The 18,549-nt window shown below is 40.1% G+C and carries 18 protein-coding genes; 15 read left to right on the forward strand and 3 right to left on the reverse strand.

The window, feature by feature from the left end; translation table 11 throughout:
- Positions 1-4 precede the first annotated feature (4 nt).
- From Q4575_RS17445 to Q4575_RS17485, 9 genes are all read left to right on the forward strand, one after another.
- Entirely contained in the window at positions 5-1,096 is a 1,092-nt protein-coding gene (locus tag Q4575_RS17445; protein WP_215963975.1) for a pilus assembly protein PilM, read from the forward strand.
- On the forward strand, positions 1,084-1,653 hold the full coding sequence (locus tag Q4575_RS17450) for a PilN domain-containing protein (protein WP_215963974.1): 570 nt from the start codon (positions 1,084-1,086) through the stop codon (positions 1,651-1,653). Before Q4575_RS17445 ends, Q4575_RS17450 begins: the two co-directional genes overlap by 13 nt.
- Positions 1,650-2,255, forward strand: a complete 606-nt coding sequence (locus Q4575_RS17455) for a type 4a pilus biogenesis protein PilO (protein WP_215963973.1) — start codon at positions 1,650-1,652, stop codon at positions 2,253-2,255. Before Q4575_RS17450 ends, Q4575_RS17455 begins: the two co-directional genes overlap by 4 nt.
- Complete coding sequence (locus Q4575_RS17460; RefSeq protein WP_215963972.1) at positions 2,255-2,779, forward strand: pilus assembly protein PilP; 525 nt, start codon at positions 2,255-2,257, stop codon at positions 2,777-2,779. The genes Q4575_RS17455 and Q4575_RS17460 overlap by 1 nt, the downstream gene beginning before the upstream one ends.
- 71 nt (positions 2,780-2,850) lie before the next feature.
- Positions 2,851-4,911, forward strand: a complete 2,061-nt coding sequence (locus tag Q4575_RS17465) for a type IV pilus secretin PilQ (RefSeq protein WP_303523677.1) — start codon at positions 2,851-2,853, stop codon at positions 4,909-4,911.
- A 139-nt stretch (positions 4,912-5,050) separates the two neighbouring features.
- Entirely contained in the window at positions 5,051-5,569 is a 519-nt protein-coding gene (aroK, locus tag Q4575_RS17470) for a shikimate kinase AroK (protein ID WP_272180593.1), read from the forward strand.
- 18 nt (positions 5,570-5,587) lie between these two features.
- Complete coding sequence (aroB, locus tag Q4575_RS17475) at positions 5,588-6,655, forward strand: 3-dehydroquinate synthase (protein WP_215963969.1); 1,068 nt, start codon at positions 5,588-5,590, stop codon at positions 6,653-6,655.
- A complete protein-coding gene (locus Q4575_RS17480; RefSeq protein WP_303523670.1) occupies positions 6,652-8,169 on the forward strand; it encodes an AAA family ATPase in 1,518 nt (505 codons plus the stop codon). The genes aroB and Q4575_RS17480 overlap by 4 nt, the downstream gene beginning before the upstream one ends.
- A 2-nt stretch (positions 8,170-8,171) precedes the next feature.
- A complete protein-coding gene (locus Q4575_RS17485) occupies positions 8,172-9,014 on the forward strand; it encodes a Dam family site-specific DNA-(adenine-N6)-methyltransferase (protein ID WP_215963967.1) in 843 nt (280 codons plus the stop codon).
- Between the two features lie 80 nt (positions 9,015-9,094).
- Here the strand turns inward: Q4575_RS17485 and Q4575_RS17490 are convergent, their stop codons facing one another.
- Both Q4575_RS17490 and Q4575_RS17495 read right to left on the reverse strand, forming a co-directional pair.
- Positions 9,095-9,301: a DUF2970 domain-containing protein gene (locus tag Q4575_RS17490; protein WP_215963966.1), complete on the reverse strand. Its 207-nt coding sequence runs from the start codon at positions 9,299-9,301 to the stop codon at positions 9,095-9,097.
- Positions 9,276-9,563 carry a hypothetical protein gene (locus Q4575_RS17495; protein WP_215963965.1) on the reverse strand — a complete coding sequence of 96 codons (288 nt, stop codon included), beginning with the start codon at positions 9,561-9,563 and terminating at the stop codon, positions 9,276-9,278. The genes Q4575_RS17490 and Q4575_RS17495 overlap by 26 nt, the downstream gene beginning before the upstream one ends.
- A gap of 198 nt (positions 9,564-9,761) precedes the next feature.
- Between Q4575_RS17495 and Q4575_RS17500 the strand changes: the two genes are divergently transcribed.
- A complete protein-coding gene (locus tag Q4575_RS17500; RefSeq protein WP_215963964.1) occupies positions 9,762-10,634 on the forward strand; it encodes a hydrogen peroxide-inducible genes activator in 873 nt (290 codons plus the stop codon).
- Between the two features lie 99 nt (positions 10,635-10,733).
- Positions 10,734-11,051 (forward strand): helix-hairpin-helix domain-containing protein, encoded by a 318-nt coding sequence (locus tag Q4575_RS17505; RefSeq protein WP_215963963.1) that lies wholly within the window; start codon positions 10,734-10,736, stop codon positions 11,049-11,051.
- 143 nt (positions 11,052-11,194) lie between these two features.
- Here the strand turns inward: Q4575_RS17505 and Q4575_RS17510 are convergent, their stop codons facing one another.
- Positions 11,195-12,418, reverse strand: coding sequence for an EAL and HDOD domain-containing protein (locus Q4575_RS17510; RefSeq protein ID WP_215963962.1), 1,224 nt, complete (start codon positions 12,416-12,418; stop codon positions 11,195-11,197).
- Positions 12,419-13,189: 771 nt separating this feature from the next.
- On the opposite strand from Q4575_RS17510, the gene metA reads away from it, so the two are divergent.
- The 4 genes from metA to Q4575_RS17530 are packed head-to-tail and all read left to right on the forward strand — an operon-like array spanning position 13,190 to position 18,498.
- The gene (metA, locus tag Q4575_RS17515) at positions 13,190-14,131 is read left to right on the forward strand and encodes a homoserine O-succinyltransferase (protein ID WP_303523671.1); all 942 of its coding nucleotides are present in this window, start codon (positions 13,190-13,192) and stop codon (positions 14,129-14,131) included.
- A 20-nt stretch (positions 14,132-14,151) separates the two neighbouring features.
- On the forward strand, positions 14,152-15,219 hold the full coding sequence (locus Q4575_RS17520; RefSeq protein WP_215963960.1) for a homocysteine S-methyltransferase family protein: 1,068 nt from the start codon (positions 14,152-14,154) through the stop codon (positions 15,217-15,219).
- A gap of 10 nt (positions 15,220-15,229) precedes the next feature.
- Positions 15,230-17,860: a methionine synthase gene (gene metH / locus Q4575_RS17525; protein ID WP_215963959.1), complete on the forward strand. Its 2,631-nt coding sequence runs from the start codon at positions 15,230-15,232 to the stop codon at positions 17,858-17,860.
- Entirely contained in the window at positions 17,857-18,498 is a 642-nt protein-coding gene (locus Q4575_RS17530) for a DUF938 domain-containing protein (RefSeq protein WP_303523672.1), read from the forward strand. Before metH ends, Q4575_RS17530 begins: the two co-directional genes overlap by 4 nt.
- Positions 18,499-18,549: the final 51 nt, after the last annotated feature.

The raw sequence follows: 18,549 nt of genomic DNA on the forward strand, positions 1-18,549 counted from the left end.
TGACATGATAGTTGAGATAATCAAAAAGTTTTTCACCAAGAGTGTCCCTTATATGGTGGGAATCGATATAGGGTCACACTCAGTAAAGGCTGTGTTGTTGTCAGAACAACATGGAATCTTTCGTATGGAAGCCGCGGCATTAGAACCAATGCCTAAAGGAATGATAAAGGATCGTGAAATTCAAGATATTGAAGCTGTATCTCGTGTGATTGCAAAAATTCGTAAACATATGCCTAAAAATGTCAAACATGCTGCCGTCGCGATATCAGGAGCTAGTGTGATAACAAAAGTTATCTATATGGATGTTTCGCTTTCTGAATCTGAATTAGAAAGTCAAATTGAAATTGAAGCAGACTCTTTGATCCCATACCCTCTTGACGAAGTTAGCTTAGATTTTGAAAAGCTAAACGTGAATAAAGCTGATCCTTCCAAGGTTGATGTTTTGTTAAGTGCAGCACGTACTGAACATATCGAAGTTAGATCTCACGCGGTAATGGATGGCGGCTTTGAGCCGAAAGTCATGGACGTTGAGAGTTACGCCTTAAGTCGAGCTGGTCGATTGTGCTTTAGTCAATTACCAGACGACGCTGAAGATAAAGTTGTTGCCTTTGTCGATATCGGTGCACAAATTTCGCTGGTAAGTATCGTACAGGGTGAAAGGGCACTTTATACCCGAGATCAGGTATTTGGTGGCGAACAGTTCACAAATTCAATTGTTACCTATTATGGTAAATCGTTCGAAGAGTCTGAGCGAGATAAGGTACTAGGTAATTTACCTCCAAATTATACGTTTGAAGTTTTGGCTCCGTTCCAGACGGCTTTACTTCAACAAATTCGTCGTTCGATTCAAATGTTCCTAAATACCAGTGAAAAAGAAAACGTCGATTACATCGTTCTCTCTGGCGGCACAGCGTTAATAAATGGTTTAGATCGTTTGTTAATTGATGAACTCGGAATACACACCGTAATTGCAAACCCATTAAAAAATATGGAAGTCGCAGCCGAATTGGATTTAGATGAAATTAATCTAATTCAACCTCAGTTGATGATTGCAACCGGATTGGCGCTAAGGAGTTTTTCTGAATGCCATATATAAACCTATTACCATGGCGTGAAAATGCCAGAAGGGAAATGCAACAGCAATTCATTGCTATATTGGCTGGATTATCGGCTATTGTTGTCTTTTTCGTTTTTTTACTAAACTTTTACTTTTCTGAACGGATTGCGGGACAAGAATATCGCAATAACTATTTAAAAAGTGAAATCTCAATTTTGGATAAGCGGATCCGCGAAATTCGAAATTTGAATGATACAAAAGATAATCTAAACCAACGTATTCGATTGATTGAACAACTGCAAAGCTCACGTAATTTAGGTACTCAGGTACTGAATGAAGTTGCCGCAATTGTGCCTGCTGGGATTTACCTGACTAGAGTTGAGAAGAAAGATAATTTAATTTTAGTAACAGGCCGAAGCGAATCTAACAACCGTTTGGCCAATATGATCCGTCAAATCGACAAATCCGAACTATTATCGGACGCCATACTAGAATCGATTGTTGCAGGCAAAAAAGAAAACTCTTTGTTAAGTAACTTTAAGATGACAATAAAAGTAACTGAGTACTTACCTGAGCAAGTTGGAGCGAAAAAATGAACTTCGACAAGCTGAATTTTGACTTATCAGAATTTGATATCAATGATATCGATTTTGAAAATATGGGGTCCTGGCCAAAAGCCGCTAAAATTGCAATGGCTTTAGTTGTTGCCATTGCGGTCTCGGTGTTGAGTTATATGTTTTTGGTCAGTGGAAAAATCAGTGAATTAGAACAAGCTGAAGCCAATGAACAACAGCTTAGAAAGACGTACCGAATAAAATATGGGGCTGCGGTCAACCTTGATTCTTACAAATCACAGATGACAGACATGGAACAAAATTTTTCTTTGTTACTGAAAAGGTTGCCATCGTCTCATGAAACACCAGGATTGCTAGATGACATAACCTACGTAGGTACAACCTCGGGTTTGACGTTTATTCGAATTAATTGGTTACCGGAAATAGAAAACGAGTTTTATACAGAATTACCTATTCAAATAGAAGTTATTGGCGATTACCATGAATTTGGCCAATTTGTCAGTAAAGTTGCAGCACTGCCGCGGATTGTAACCTTGCACGAATTTTCGATTGAAGATGCTCGGGATAAAGAGCTTAGACTAAATGTTGTCGCTAAAACCTACCGCTATAAGGAGTCGAAGTAATGAAACGGTTAATGTTATTATTCACTCTTTTGGTTCAAGGTTGTTACGATGACGTGTCTGATATTCAGCAGTATATGAATGAGGTGAAAAACGGCGCACCGGTTAAGATTGATCCAATCCCAGAAGTCAAAAAGTTTGTTCATGTCGATTATGAAGCAGTCATTACGCGAAGTCCGTTTGAGTTGCCTTCACCTGAAGCTATTGAAGAAAATTTTGTCCCAGTTCAAAATTGCCTTGCCCCTGATCATCGAAGAAGAAAACAACCTTTGGAAAAATTTGCGCTTGATAATTTAAGCATGAAAGGTACGTTAGGCACGAATAATCAAATTTGGGCGTTAGTAGAAGCAACAGATGGTTCATTACATAGAGTAACTAATGATAACTATATTGGTCTATTTAACGGTAGAATAACTTCGGTTACGGATAATCAAGTAGATTTAATTGAACTGATCCCCGACGGTGCGGGTTGCTGGAAAGAGCGAACGGCAACCGTGTTAATGGCAGAAGCTACGGCAGAAGAATAAAAATGGTCAAAAATATGGATTTTCAAACAAAAAATAAAAATAAATCTGCAACGGTGCGATCGCTTGTTGGGATGTTTGCCCTTTTTATGGTGTTTACCGCACAATCGATACCTTTGTTGTATGACATTCGTTATAGCCCAATTGTTAAAGGTGAAACTGAACTTGAATTTGTCTTTGATGAAGAACTCTACGCAGATCCAAATGTTCAGGTTTATAACGAACCTGCTCGAATTGAAATGTTTTTTGACGAAACTGATTTTGAAGAAAGCCTAGCTAACGTATTAATCGAGAAAGATGGCGTTATTAATGTTGAAACCCAGTATATGGATGACGGCGTTATGGTGAGCATTTTACTCGATTACTTAAAAATCTATCAATCACGTGTTGAAGGTAATCGTTTCTTTATTCGTGTTTCAGACAATGCATCGTTAGAAGCTCAAGCACAACAAGACACTGCAATTACACTTATCAATCGCATTCAAGCTTTAGACTTCCGTCGTGGTACAGATCCTGGTCAAGAAACCGAAGGCCGCGTTTTGGTGTTCCTACGCGATAATATGGCAGCGGTTGATGTCACTTCCTCTGACAATCAAATTTTTATTGAGTTTCACAATACTGATATTGTAAATGAACTGCTTTATAAAATGGACGTGACCGACTTTGGCACTGTGGTAGGTGGTATTGAAACATTCCAAGTGGGCGTTAATACGCGTTTAGTTGTTAATGTTGACGGTGAGTTTGAGTATGACTTCCAACAACTTGATAATATCTTCACTTTATCTGTCATTAAAGCCGCAGAGCAACAAGGCATATTAGCCGGCGGAACTGAGTATCAAGGTCAGCCGATATCCCTAAACTTCCAGGATTTACCAATACGAACTGTTTTACAAATAATCGCGGACTACAACGGGTTTAACTTAGTGGTATCGGATACAGTGTCTGGGTCATTAACACTAAGATTAAATGGCGTACCGTGGGATCAGGCGCTCGATATCGTATTAAAAACGAAAGGTTTAGATAAACGCATGGACGGCAATGTATTAATGGTTGCCCCAGCGGATGAATTAACCGCTCGTGAAGCACGGGAACTTGAAGCACGTAAAAAAGTGGAAGAAAATGAACCGCTGGTGTCCGAGTTTATTCAAATAAACTACGCGAAAGCGGTAAATATCGCGGCATTGTTAAAATCAGATGGAACGTCACTTTTAACTCCTCGCGGTCAAGTATCAGTGGATGACAGAACAAATACACTTTTAGTTAAAGATACGTTTGATGGTATCGAAACTGTTAAAAAAGCAGTAAAAACATTAGATATTCCAATTAAACAGGTAATTATTGAGGCTCGAATGGTCACAATTCGTGACAATATTGACGAGCAACTTGGTATTCGTTGGGGGATTACTGACCGAAATGCACCAAGCAGTGGTTATACATCGGGTATCAGCGGGTCATTGGATGGCGCTGGTTCAGCAAATTACAATCAAGATACTGCGTCTACAGGCGGCGAGCAAACTAGCGTCCTTGCAATACCTGTTGCCCAACGACTAAATGTAAACTTACCCGTTGCAAGTCCTGCAGGTAGTATTGCTGTGCAAATAGCCCGTTTAGCTGACGGTACATTATTAGATTTAGAATTATCTGCACTAGAGCGTGAAAATAAGGGTGAGATAGTTGCGACCCCACGTATCACGGCTTCAAATCAAAAGATGTCGCGGATTGAGCAGGGTACAGAAATACCTTATGTTCAGGCTGCGTCGAGTGGTGCAACAACTGTGTCATTCAAAAAAGCGGTATTAAGTTTGGAAGTTACACCGCAAATCACGCCAGATAACAGTGTAATATTAGATTTAAACATCACTCAAGATGCGCGGGGCGATACAGTTTCTACACCAACTGGCCCAGCTGTCGCGATTGATACGCAGCAACTACAAACACAAGTCACGGCTGTTAATGGTGAAACTATAGTATTGGGGGGAATATATCAGCAACAAGTGATAAACTCCGTAAGTAAAGTTCCGCTGTTAGGTGACCTACCATTTATTGGTAGATTGTTCAGAACGGATACTTCTTTTAACGAAAAACGCGAACTTTTAATCTTCGTAACACCTAAAATTGTTACTGATGCATTGTAGTTAGCTTCTTATTGACAACTCTTAGTTGCAATTTTGCCACTTTTTTTGCGATAATTCGCGCCTTAAATTTTTCATGGGCGCGAAGTATGGTGCCTTGGGCTTGTTGTAAACACAAAACATAGTATTTGAATTAGGTAATATGGCTGAAAAACGTAACATCTTCTTAGTTGGTCCAATGGGCGCGGGTAAAAGCACAATCGGCAGACACCTCGCCGATCAATTGCATTTGCAGTTTGTCGATTCGGATCAGGAAATAGAGCGTCGCACTGGCGCTGATATCGCATGGGTATTTGATATCGAAGGTGAAGAGGGTTTTCGCCAACGCGAAGAATCTGTCATCACTGAATTGACCGAAAAACAAGGTATTGTGTTAGCCACAGGCGGTGGCTCAGTTGTCAGTAAAGAAATTCGTAATCGTCTATCCGCACGTGGAATTGTAGTTTATTTGGAAACCCCAATTGAAAAACAAGTTGCTCGTACTCAACGTGATAAGCGTAGACCTTTGTTACAGACTGAAGAACCAGCGAGAGATGTATTGATTCGCTTGTCTGAAGAACGTAATCCACTTTATGAAGAAGTGGCTGACATCGTGGTTAAAACCGATGAACAAAGTGCACGTGTTGTTGCAAACGAAATTATTAGTAAACTCGATTTCTAAATAGCGGAGGCTGTCAGTATGGAAACCCTAAATGTTTCGTTAGGTGAACGCAGCTACCCGATTTATATAAAACAGGGAGCGATGTTTGATGCTTCTTTGTTTTCGCAACACATCAAAGGAACTAAAGTTGTCATTGTTACAAATGATACTTTAGCACCCATCTTTGCCACCGAAGTTGCAGAATTGCTATCTCAATATGATGTAGCGACTGTGACCATACCTGATGGTGAAGCATACAAAACATTAGCAAGTTACGAACATATCATGAGCTTTTTACTTTCGGGTAACTATGGTCGTGATGTAACCCTAATTGCTTTAGGTGGCGGTGTAATAGGCGACGTGACAGGTTTTGTTGCGGCCACCTACCAACGTGGTGTTGATTTTATTCAAGTCCCAACAACCTTATTGAGTCAAGTTGACTCATCAGTAGGCGGAAAAACGGCAGTTAATCATCCACTCGGCAAAAATATGATTGGTGCGTTTTACCAACCTAAAGCCGTAATTATTGATATTGATTCCCTTTCTTCATTGCCTGATAGAGAGTTTTCAGCAGGAATGGCTGAGGTTATTAAATACGGTATTTTGGGTGACATTCAATTATTTGAATATCTCGAAGTTAACCTAGCTGAAATTTCAGCGAAAGTTCCAAGTGTATTGTCTTATATCATTAAACAATGCTGCCAAAATAAAGCTGATATTGTTGCGCAAGATGAAAAAGAAAGTGGTGTTCGAGCATTGCTTAACCTAGGTCATACTTTTGGGCACGCTATCGAAGCTGAAATGGGGTATGGCAATTGGCTTCACGGCGAAGCAGTTGCTGTCGGTATGGTGCAAGCTTCCGAATTAGCCAAATTACGTGGTTGGTTATCGGATGCTGACGTTAATCGCATCGTTGCTCTAAATGACGCGTTTTCGTTACCTTCGAAAGGACCTGCACAAATGTCATATGAGCAATATATTCCTCATATGAAAAAAGATAAAAAAGTTCAGGCACAAACCATAAGATTTGTATTGCCGAAACACTTAGGTGAGGCGATACTGGTTACAGACGTAACCGAGAGTGAACTGAAACTAATTTTACAATGACCGCTTTGGGCTCTAATTTCTACTTCCCACCAAGTCGACTAAATTATTTAGTTCAACTTCGTTCTTTGTTAACTCAAAACAAGATCGTTGCGCTTGAAGGCGGCATGGGGTTTGGCAAAACCGTTTTGTTAGAAGAAGTTTTAACAACGGCGATGCCAGATGCCAACAAATGTTATGTCACAGCTTCAAAAAACATCACGGATGTACAGCTCCGTAGCCGGATAATAGAGCAATTGTTTGGCAATGTACTATTTGACCCAGAAAAACCTCTTGTAAGCTCATTCCTTGAGTTTAATCAGCAAACTGAACTAATGGTAGCGATAGATAATGCGCACTATATGTCTGCAAAACTGGTTGGTGAGTTATTACAGGTCTTTAGCCAAATTAACGGTGCGGGTATCCAGTTTTCAATTGTACTCAGTTTCGACAAGTCAATCTCGGCCACCTTGTTAAATATTAATTCACAGCTTATCGCCGTTGAATCAATACCTAGGTTGTCAAAGGACGAAAGTTATCATCTGTTAAATACGTATTTTTCTGAGTTGCCAGCGATTACCGATTCAAAGTTGAAGCGTTGGATTGAAAACTCAAAAGGTGTTCCGATCCAGTTATTGGCCTATAACGACCAAAATAACTTAGAGTTAGTTAATTCAGGCGGCTTAAATATCAAACTTTGGGGGGCAATTGTCACGCTCGCAAGTTTACTTCTTGCCCTTGGGATTTATGCCTACAATGTGGGTTATTTTGACTCAACTCCAAACGTTGCAAAGCAACATATTGGTCCAGAGGATGATGAGTCTTTGGCGGTGAAACAAGTGCTCAACGCCAATAAAAAGGTGTCGATACCAGAATTTAAAAGTCGTACCTTGTATGCCGATGATCTTGCGGCGACCCGGACAGCGTCCGCTGAAGAAATGTTTACTGCGTTACAAGCATCTTTGGATGACCCAGCCTCGGTCATCACGCCGCAGACAAAACCTGATAAAGGTGGCAATGCGGAGGACAGCGCAAAAGTGACGGGAACGACATCCGTAAAATCTACGCCGTCATTAGCTACTAATACTCCTCCTACCGTTAAAAAACAGTCGGTGGAAAATCAACTGTCTAAGTCAGCGGCCGCAGCCAAACAGGTTGTGAACGACAGTGACTTAATTATTGCAACGGCATCAGAGAATTACCCAGAACAGCCGCAACCAAGTTTGTATAAAATTGACAATGACGCGTTTATGTCATTGCCAAAAGACCGCTATGTATTGCAGTTTACTGCGGTTAGCTCAGAGCCAACTTTAGCTGAGTATTTAGTTTCAGCGCCAGTAAAGCCCAGTGAATTTCGGATTTACAAAATTCAACGAAATGGGACAGATTGGATAGTGGTGACCTATGGCTTATTTGATACCATTACACAAGCTCGCGAAGTAGCCTCACGCCTCGAGCCGAATGCTTGGGCAAAATCAGTGTCGGTGATCCAACAACAAATTCAAACTTATAATCAACGTTTCGAAAAAGCCGAGTAACCATGACCAAGAAAACCAGAGCCTTTCTTAAGTGGGCCGGCGGAAAGTACAGCCTTATTGAGCAGATCCACTCCAGATTGCCGGAGGGGAAAAAATTGGTTGAACCGTTTGTCGGTGCCGGTTCTGTTTTTCTCAATAGTAACTATGATTCTTACCTACTAAATGACGTTAATCCAGATTTAATTCGATTATACAAATATGTAAAGTCGCGACCAAAGACACTTGTCACTGATGCTCGAACGCTTTTCAATCAGAAAAATAACGACAAAGTGATGTATTACGGTTTGCGCCAGGAGTTCAATACCACTACCGATCTGTATTATCGAGCCTTGTTATTTATCTATTTGAATCGCCACGGCTATAACGGGTTATGTCGTTATAATTTGAAAGGAGGCTTTAATGTGCCTTTTGGTGACTACAACAAACCCTATTTTCCAGAAAATGAAATTTATGCATTTTCGGAAAAAGCTAAAAAAGCTAAGTTTGTTTGTGAGGATTATAAAAAGACGTTTTCGCGGGCAAGGGCCGGTTCTGTTATTTACTGCGATCCGCCATACGCTCCATTAAGTCAAACCGCAAAATTTACGAGTTATTCGGTAGGCGGCTTTGATCCAAATGAGCAGGCCAAATTAGCGCTTTTGGCAGAACACACAGCGTTCAATAGAAAGATCCCAGTACTGATTAGTAATCATGACACTGAACTCACTAGAAAGCTTTACCATGAAGCTAAACATAGTTTTGTAAAGGTTAGCAGGAACATTAGCCAAAATGGCGCGACGAGAAAGAAGGTAGGTGAGATATTTGCTTACTATTGCCCAGATAAGGTAATCGTTAAGTCTCGGTAAAATTGCAGCGATTTAACACTTTGCTGTAAATCGCTACTTAGATATCGCTATATACGTATCGCAACTTAATTTAACTCGTCCTAGCCGACAACAAAATTAACAATCGTGATCAGTGCTAAAATAAACCCAATCACTAAAATAACGCCAGCCAAAATAAATGGAAATGGTGTATCTGAATTAAAATCTGAACTGTGTTTATCTGACTTTTGAATGCCAATCATGGCAGACGCTGCACTTTTCAAAGCGGAAAAAAAGCTCGGTTTATGCGTTACTTTTATCGTTTTCACCCTCAATCTCTCCCTTGTCTACTGCGGCAACCTTGTCACTATTGTGTAGTAATTCAATAAGGTCAAAAAAGTGGAATTGCGAACCATTTTTGTTGCCAGTTATCCAATTCCACCAACTAGGGCTTTGGGCTTTTGGTGCTTCACAGCCGTTTTGTTTTTGAGCACATTCGCAATCAACATTCGAAACTGTCGCTGCTGTTGTTGCTGAACAAAATATTACTGTTGATACCAATATTGCTTTTCTTATATGTGAAACGTTCATAGGATTTTCTCCCCGCGCGTTTTTCGTACGTATAAGAATAATAGAGTTTATGAAAAAAAATATGCTATTGCGGTAGAATCAAGATATTGGCCGACCAAGTAACAATTTATTGAATCTCTTTGTCAGTTGGGAGGTTATTCGGTAAGGTAAGCGCCATAAAATATGCGATAAATTGATACTTCAGGAAAGGCTATTTATATGAAGTTACCCAAGCTCCAGCAGCTAAAATACTTAGTTTCTTTGTACGATACTGGACATTTTGGTCAGGCAGCAAAAAAGTGTTTTGTTTCACAATCAACATTAAGTAGTGCAATTCAAGCCTTGGAAGAGCAATTAGATGCACAGTTAATCGAACGCGACCACAAAACGTTTGTGTTTACTCCTGTTGGTGTCGATGTCGTTAAAAAATCTCGGGAAATTTTAGAAAGCAGCGCTGATCTCGTGGCCACGGCAACATCAGATGGCAACCAATACGGCGGTGAATTGCACTTAGGTATTATCCCTACCATCGCCCCATTTGTTGTAAATCCTTTAATAAAAGATTGTGCAGAGCAATTTCCTAAATTGGACCTTTATTTACGTGAAGATACAACAGACAACTGCCTGTCTTTACTTCGAGAGGGCCGACTTGACATGGTGTTGATGGCGACCCCTTATAATGTCGGCGAATTTGTTGAGTATCATTTGATTAAAGATCAGTTTTACCATGTTTTTCATAAAGATAATGTAGAAAATAATGTCTATTTGTTAGAACGCGATCATTGTTTGTCAGAGCATACGATTAGTGGCTGTAGCTTGTCTGAATCTAAAGATGTTCATCCATTCCAGGCCAGTAGTTTAACGACTTTATTGGCAATGGTAGAGGGGCATGCAGGCGCAACTTATTTAACTAAGCTCGCTATTAAATCTGGCTTTGTTGACCGCCATAAGCTGCAGGTCGCTGAGCTAGAGGATAAAAATGCGTTTCGTAACTTGAGTCTAGTGTGGCGGAAAACGAGTCACCGAAGAGTATTCTATTCCAATATTGGGGTTCAAATTAAGCGCGTACTCGAGCAACTCGTAAGTTCCTAACCTCATGTAAACTGTACTTTTTTGATAAAAACTGGACTTGTGGTTTCAGCATTCTAACTTACTATTTGGAATGTTCTTAAACTACAAAAAGGAAATATGATGAAAGGACGTTCAGTAAAATATCTACTTTTAATTATTGGCAGCTTGTTTGGTTCGCACAGTGCGTCTGCTTTGCCTATGGTTAATGATGGAACAAATGCACAAGTTAAACAGGTAAGCAGTCACTCATTGCTTGATCTTAACCGCGTTGGCTTAAACGAGCTAATTAAAGTTAAAGGACTTGGCAAAAGTAAAGCGGCCGCAATACTTGCATATCGCAAAAAGGTAGGAAAGTTTAAAACACTCTCTGAACTAAAAGAAATTAAAGGCATTGGTCCCAAACTATTTGCTAAAATTAAGCCTCAATTCAGAATTTAGTGATTTAGTGATTTAGTTTATGGCATTGAATTATTTCAAAGATGCCTAAATGAATAAATTCATTTCAGGATAATTTTGAGATGTAAAAAAGCGCAGCACCAATTTTGGTGACTGCGCTTTTTAATATTGACTAAAAACCTTTTTTAAACGGAAGATATAAGTGAAAGTTGGTCATCGGCCCAACTAATGGCTTCGGCAAACTTAGCTGAAATTTGTTTACCACTAAGATTTAACACAGATTCAAGTTTCGACTCTTGTTCCCAGTCACCTTTTTCAAATGTAATGGCAAGTTTTAATATTTCTGCCAGCTGTCCTTCACCTTTAATTAGGGCGTTTTTAATCTCAGCTGCCAGTGGCAATTGCTCCATTATCTTATCTATTGATTCATCTAATATCGCGTCGATAAGTGACATCATACCGGTTAAAAACGCCATTGCTGAATCAATTTGAGTATTCTCTGCAGCTAACAATTCACTAAATCGCGCTCTAACCATCGCCATTTTTAATAGCTCTTGTGGTTTGCTGTTATTCACTTGGGCGGTAAATAGCAATGATAGGAATTTTCTAAGTTCGTGCTGGCCTAATACGACTAGGGCTTGTTTGATTGTTGAAATTTCGGCACGACGTTTAAATGCTGCTGAATTTGTATATCGCAGCAATTTATAAGAAAGATTGACGTCTCGCTCAAAAATTTGCGTGATCTTAGGCAAATCTAACGTTTCACTCGAAGTCTCATACAACAATTCGGCTAATGTCATTTGCGCTGGTGATAAATTTTTTGCTTTAACGAGTTCAGGTTTAGAGAAAAAATAACCTTGGAAGTATTTAAAGCCAAGTTTTTTGCACTGTTCAAATTCTTCGAGGGTTTCTACTTTCTCAGCGAGCATGTCTATATGCGATTGAGGCTTGAGCTCAATTAAAATACCAGCAATTTCGTCCATGGTCATAGCACGAAGGTCGAATTTGATAATATCGATATACGGATAAAAATGTTTCCATACGGGCTTATGCTCGTAGTCATCAAGAGCGATTGTATAACCTAACTCTTTTAACTCTTTGACGGCAGCAAGTAAGCGACGCCCCGGTTGTACAGTTTCCAGTATTTCAACAACTATAGTTTCAGGTGCCATCATTGTTGGGTAATTTTTTAAAATGGTATCTAAAGTGAAATTGATAAATGCTGGCTTATTGTCAGTAAAGTCTTCAAGTCCATAACTGACCTGCGAACCTTCAATAATTCGTGAGGTTGCTTCATCTTCGTCAATATCGGGAAATACATTACTCACACCGTCTCTAAACAGTAATTCGTAGGCAAAAAGCTTTTTCTGCTGGTCCAAAATGGGCTGTCTAGCGGCGTAAAAATACATTAGTAAATATTGCTCCAACTAACCGTAACTGGTTATTTGTTATATTGTTTCACATACATTAGTTACTAACCAATATATTATCTATAGATTTTAATGACCACCAATTTATCCAAATTAGTCGCTTTTTTTACAAAAAGGGGTTGGGATAGTGTTCAATGTCTGTCTAAATTATAATCTTTTTGACCTTGTATGGAATGAGTTAGGTCAAATAAATTACGTTGATGTTGTAAACAAATCTTAATGTTCTAAGGGGTTCCGAGATTTTAGTCATTTTTGAACTGATTTTGACTTTGAAACTGTTTGAGCAAAATACCATTGCGTAATGGAAGGGAATAATTTGGAAAAGATTTTGCGTATGAAACTTACAATTAATTTATTTGTCTTACTTATCTCAAATAAGGCAGACAATATTGGATGTAGTTGTGATTTGTGAAGGTAACTTATTACGGGTTTTACATATTTGTCGACACGTTTGGCGAAAAACGGCAATACCAATGTACTGTCGTTTCAACCGCAAATGGCATTGATGATCCTTCGAGTTGGCGTAGTGTTTTGTTTTCTTTATTAGGGGAAATGAGATTAGAGGAAATGAGATTAGAGGAAATGAGATTAGAGGAAATGAGGCAAGGATAAATACGGAATATGAATACAGACTAAATTCTACCGCGAGCCCAAAAAATATTTAGGATGCATGGACGTCTAAACATCTAGATGTTGACATTGCTAAAATTTGAAGTAATCTTCCTTGATTAGTATTTATGAGGTGAAGACATGCCAATTCGAGTCCCAGATCAATTACCTGCCATTGACGCCTTAAGGCAGGAAAATATCTATGTCATGCCAGAACATAGAGCTGACACGCAGGACATTCGTCCTATGCAAGTCGCTGTCTTAAATTTGATGCCTGATAAAATAACGACAGAAATTCAATTAATTCGGTTATTATCCAACAGCCCATTGCAGGTTGATATTGATTTAGTGCGCTTAGAGCACAGAGCAAAAAATACCTCTGAGGATCATTTAGATACGTTTTACCGCTATTTTAATGATATTAAAGATCGAAATTACGATGGTTTAATTATTACGGGTGCACCTCTAGGTCTCAAAAGTTATGAAGACGTTACCTATTGGTCTCAACTTCAGGAAGTCTTCAAATGGGCAGAAGATCACGTAACTTCAACGCTATTTTTGTGTTGGGCCGCCCACGCAGCGATATATCACTATCACGATTTACAACATGAGATCCGCGACGATAAATTAAGTGGCGTGTATCAACATCAGAAATGGCAAAGTAAAGCGCCAATCATGCGTGGTTTTGACGACGTATTTTTTGCCCCGCATTCTCGTTACGGTGAAGTTCCAATCGAACAACTGAAAAAAGTAGATGATTTGATCTTAGTGTCGGGAAGTGACGAAGTCGGAGCTTACCTAATGCAAGATAAAGCAGGAACCAAAGTATTTATTACCGGCCATCCTGAGTACGACCGAAATACTTTATTGACCGAATATCAACGAGATGTTGATGCCGGTTTAGAGGCCATAGTTCCCGTAAATTACTTTCCAAATGATGATGTTACGCAGCCACCAATAAAGTTGTGGCAGTCCCATGGTTATTTGTTATTCATTAACTGGCTAAATTATTACGTTTACCAAAAGACGCCATATGATATAAGTCAAGTTAGTGCAAAAATTCGAACAGAAAACTTCGCATAATTTAAGGTTAAAATTTTAACATGACTATTAAAGGCGACTACCGCCCAGACCAATCAGAATTATTAACATCAATGTTAAAACAAAGAGTACTTTTTCTCGACGGTGCAATGGGCACAATGATCCAAGAGTATAAGTTTGAAGAAGATGATTATCGTGGCGAGCGATTCAAAGATTGGCCGACATCCGTGCGCGGCAACAATGACTTATTAGTATTGACGCAACCTCAAGTGATCAAAGACATTCACATCGCTTACCTTGAAGCGGGTGCTGACATTATTGAAACCAATAGTTTTAATGCAACTGTTGCGTCGATGGCCGATTACGGGATGGAAAGTCTCGCCGATGAAATTAACTTTGAAGCAGCTAAATTAGCACGCGAAGCGTGTGATCAAGTGGCGACCCCAGATAAACCGAAATTTGTCGCTGGTGTTTTAGGGCCAACGTCTAAAACAACTTCTATTTCTCCAGATGTTAACGACCCCGGTTTTCGTAACATCACGTTTGATGCTTTGGTTGCTGACTATACCAAAGCCACACTAGCCCTAATGGCTGGCGGCGCGGATCTAATTTTGGTTGAAACTATATTTGATACGTTGAATGCTAAAGCAGCACTTTACGCTGTTGAAGTTGCATTTGAAGAAGCAAATCATCGTTTGCCAATAATGATTTCAGGGACCATTACTGACGCTTCAGGTCGCACTTTGTCAGGGCAGACAACGGAAGCATTTTATAATTCAATTTGTCATGTAAACCCAATTTCAATTGGGCTAAATTGTGCACTAGGTCCAGATTTGTTACGCCAATATGTAGACGAGTTATCGTCATTTGCAGAATGTTTTGTTTCGGTGCACCCAAATGCAGGATTGCCGAACGAGTTTGGTGAATACGATTTGGACGCCCAAGATATGGCTGAACACATTGGTGAGTGGGCGCAGAGCAAATTAATAAATATCGTTGGCGGTTGTTGCGGAACAACACCGGAGCACATCCAAGCATTTGTAGATGTGGTATCTGGTCAGCAGCCAAGAACACCTCGACCTGCAGCCGCACTTATGCGCCTGTCAGGATTAGAAGCATTTAACGTATAGAAGTTTTACCATGACCACGCAATCAGTAAGCAGATTTATTAATGTCGGTGAACGAACTAACGTAACCGGTTCGGCAATGTTTAAGCGACTCATCCTCGAAGGGGATTACGAAACCGCGCTTGATGTGGCACGTCAACAAGTCGAAAACGGCGCTCAAGTTATCGACATCAACATGGATGAAGCCATGTTAGATTCAGTTGCCGCGATGACCCGTTTTTGTAACCTAATTGCCTCAGAGCCGGACATCGCACGTGTGCCTATCATGTTGGATTCATCTAAATGGGAAGTCATTGAGGCGGGATTAAAATGTGTTCAGGGTAAAGCAATTGTAAACTCCATCTCGTTGAAAGAAGGTGAAGAACAATTTTTAGAACACGCTAAAAAATTAAAACGATACGGCGCCGCTGTCGTTGTAATGGCCTTTGACGAAGATGGTCAAGCAGAAACTCGAGAAGAAAAGTTCCGAATTTGTAAACTCGCTTACGACTTATTGGTAGGTAAGATCGGTTTCCCACCGCAGGACATTATTTTTGATCCTAATATCTTTGCTGTCGCCACCGGAATTGAAGAACACAATAACTACGCCGTTGCATTTATCGAAGCCACACGGGACATTAAAACTCATCTACCACATGCAAAAGTGTCTGGTGGGTTATCAAACGTATCATTTTCATTTCGTGGTAATAATCCTGTTCGTGAAGCAATGCACTCTGTGTTTTTGTATTACGCAATTCAAGCGGGCATGGATATGGCGATTGTTAACGCCGGCCAACTCGCGGTTTACGACGACATTCCTGATGAACTTCGTGAAGCGGTAGAAGACGTTATACTAAATCGTCGCGACGATGCCACAGAGCGTTTACTTGATCTTGCGCCTAAGTATCGAGGGGATGGTTCAAAAGTTGAAGTTGAAACAGAAGAATGGCGTTCTTGGGACGTCGTAAAACGTTTAGAACATGCCTTAATTAAAGGTATAACGACGTTTATTGAAGAAGATACGGAAGCCGCTCGCCAGTTTTACGACCGACCACTGCAAGTCATCGAAGGTCCGTTAATGGATGGTATGAATGTCGTTGGTGACTTGTTTGGCGCAGGTAAGATGTTTTTACCACAAGTGGTGAAATCCGCACGTGTTATGAAACAAGCCGTGGCCTATTTGAACCCATATATTGAAGAAGAAAAAGAAGACGGTTATACCAACGGTAAAGTTCTAATGGCTACCGTGAAGGGTGACGTACATGATATAGGTAAAAATATTGTCGGCGTTGTCCTGCAATGTAATAACTATGAAGTTATCGACCTAGGCGTTATGGTGCCGTGCCAAAAAATCATCGATACGGCCATAAAAGAAAAGGTTGATATCATAGGTTTATCAGGTTTGATCACACCATCTTTAGATGAAATGGTGCATGTCGCTAAAGAGTTAACTCGTCAGGGGTTAGACTTACCATTATTAATCGGAGGCGCGACAACCTCACGTGCCCATACTGCGATAAAAATTAATCCAAATTACGAACATCCTGTGGTTTACGTGCCAAATGCAAGCCGCAGTGTTTCGGTTGTGTCTAACTTGTTAAGTGATGAATTACGACCTAATTTCATGACTCAGGTAGCGAAAGAATACGAAACAGTGATCAAGCAACACCAGCGTAAACGTGACAATACTAAGTTTATTTCGTTTGACAAAGCGAGAGCAAATCGATTTGACGGTGATTGGCAAAATTACATTCCGCCAGTACCGAAAAAAATGGGCGTACATGTTTGGGATTCTATCTCGTTAGAAGACATTCGACCGTTTATAGATTGGACGCCTTATTTTCTTACTTGGCAACTCAGTGGTAAATACCCGTCAATTTTGAAACACGAAGTTGTTGGCGAACAAGCTCAGAAAGTTTTTGACGATGCAAACGACATGATTGACCAAATTATTGCGTCAGGCACCGTGAAAGCAAAAGCCGTGTTTGGTTTGTTCCCAGCAAACTCAGATGAAGAAACGATAGAAGTATATAAAGATGAGTCTCGAACTGAGATTGTTACTCGTTTATTTAATTTACGCCAGCAAATCCAAACCCGTAATAATGCGCCAAACTATGCGTTGGGCGACTTTATTGCGCCTAAGAAGTCTGGTCTAGCCGATTACGTAGGTGCGTTTGCCGTTACAGCTGGATTTGGTGTTGATGAGTTAGCGGATAAGTATTTAAAAGAACATGACGACTATAATAATATTATGGTTAAAGCGGTTACTGACCGCTTAGCAGAAGGGCTTGCCGAGTACTTACATCATCAGGTTCGTAAAGAATATTGGGGCTATGCACCAGACGAGTCACTTACCAATGACGACTTAATTAGAGAGAAATATCAAGGAATTCGTCCAGCACCAGGTTATCCAGCTTGCCCTGAACATACAGAAAAGGCTAAGCTGTGGCAGTTACTTGATGTCGAAAACAAAATTGGTATGACGTTGACAGAGAGTTATGCGATGTGGCCGGGTGCGTCGGTTTCAGGGTGGTATTTTTCTCATCCGAAATCCAAATATTTTGCTGTATCTAAAATCGATCTTGCGCAGATGCAAGAATATGCAGAACTTAAGGGCTGGGATGAGCAACAAGCTGAAACCTGGTTAGGTCCAAATTTAGAATGACAATAATTCAACCACCACAGTCACATGCAGCGGATGTATTTAGCGATTTACCGACGTTAACAGCGGCGGAAAATAACAAAGGCCCAATTTTAGATAAATGGGTTGAGCTAGAATTTAACGAACGCAAAGTATTGGAAATCGGCTCAGGTACTGGGCAACAGGCTATTCATTTAAGCCAACATTGTTACCAGTTACGCTGGCAACCGACAGAAGTTAAGGAAAACTTTGAGCGACTAAATCAGTGGTGGGAAGCGTCTCAGAAAGTTGGGATCATTAATTTTTTAAAACCGATTGAATATACAATTGGAGATGATGAATTCCCAGCCGGTGACTTTGATACTATCTATACCAGCAATGTTTTACATATTGTTAGTCGTGCCCACGCAAAGCAGCTTGTTGAGCAGATCTGCGGCACATTGGCGACTGGCCAGAAGTGGGTATGTTATGGACCGTTCAAGCAAAACAATAAGTTTACTACCGAATCTAACAAAGAGTTTAATGACTGGTTAATGTCGGAAGGTCATGGCGGTTTAATGGATTTAGAAGACGTTGTGAAATTATCGAAAGGCAAACTGGAAATTGAAACATTGTCGGATATGCCAGCTAACAACTTTTTTGTGGTATTTAATCGCTGTTAACAAATCGTTTGGTATCGAATAATAAAATCTAGGTCAATTGCATTGGCCTAG

This window comes from Psychrosphaera sp. 1_MG-2023, from assembly GCF_030548245.1.
GTDB lineage: Bacteria > Pseudomonadota > Gammaproteobacteria > Enterobacterales > Alteromonadaceae > Psychrosphaera > Psychrosphaera algicola.

Excerpts from the sequence above, each read along its gene's own strand:
- Q4575_RS17460 (WP_215963972.1), top strand. The coding sequence starts at position 2,255 with ATGAAACGGTTAATGTTATTATTCACTCTTTTGGTTCAAGGTTGTTAC.
- Q4575_RS17505 (WP_215963963.1), top strand. The coding sequence starts at position 10,734 with ATGAAAGGACGTTCAGTAAAATATCTACTTTTAATTATTGGCAGCTTG.
- Q4575_RS17450 (WP_215963974.1), top strand. The coding sequence starts at position 1,084 with ATGCCATATATAAACCTATTACCATGGCGTGAAAATGCCAGAAGGGAA.
- metA (WP_303523671.1), top strand. The coding sequence starts at position 13,190 with ATGCCAATTCGAGTCCCAGATCAATTACCTGCCATTGACGCCTTAAGG.
- aroB (WP_215963969.1), top strand. The coding sequence starts at position 5,588 with ATGGAAACCCTAAATGTTTCGTTAGGTGAACGCAGCTACCCGATTTAT.
- Q4575_RS17520 (WP_215963960.1), top strand. The coding sequence starts at position 14,152 with ATGACTATTAAAGGCGACTACCGCCCAGACCAATCAGAATTATTAACA.
- Q4575_RS17485 (WP_215963967.1), top strand. The coding sequence starts at position 8,172 with ATGACCAAGAAAACCAGAGCCTTTCTTAAGTGGGCCGGCGGAAAGTAC.
- Q4575_RS17495 (WP_215963965.1), bottom strand. The coding sequence starts at position 9,563 with ATGAACGTTTCACATATAAGAAAAGCAATATTGGTATCAACAGTAATA.
- Q4575_RS17530 (WP_303523672.1), top strand. The coding sequence starts at position 17,857 with ATGACAATAATTCAACCACCACAGTCACATGCAGCGGATGTATTTAGC.
- Q4575_RS17480 (WP_303523670.1), top strand. The coding sequence starts at position 6,652 with ATGACCGCTTTGGGCTCTAATTTCTACTTCCCACCAAGTCGACTAAAT.
- Q4575_RS17500 (WP_215963964.1), top strand. The coding sequence starts at position 9,762 with ATGAAGTTACCCAAGCTCCAGCAGCTAAAATACTTAGTTTCTTTGTAC.
- Q4575_RS17465 (WP_303523677.1), top strand. The coding sequence starts at position 2,851 with ATGTTTGCCCTTTTTATGGTGTTTACCGCACAATCGATACCTTTGTTG.
- Q4575_RS17445 (WP_215963975.1), top strand. The coding sequence starts at position 5 with ATGATAGTTGAGATAATCAAAAAGTTTTTCACCAAGAGTGTCCCTTAT.
- Q4575_RS17455 (WP_215963973.1), top strand. The coding sequence starts at position 1,650 with ATGAACTTCGACAAGCTGAATTTTGACTTATCAGAATTTGATATCAAT.
- Q4575_RS17510 (WP_215963962.1), bottom strand. The coding sequence starts at position 12,418 with ATGTATTTTTACGCCGCTAGACAGCCCATTTTGGACCAGCAGAAAAAG.
- aroK (WP_272180593.1), top strand. The coding sequence starts at position 5,051 with ATGGCTGAAAAACGTAACATCTTCTTAGTTGGTCCAATGGGCGCGGGT.
- metH (WP_215963959.1), top strand. The coding sequence starts at position 15,230 with ATGACCACGCAATCAGTAAGCAGATTTATTAATGTCGGTGAACGAACT.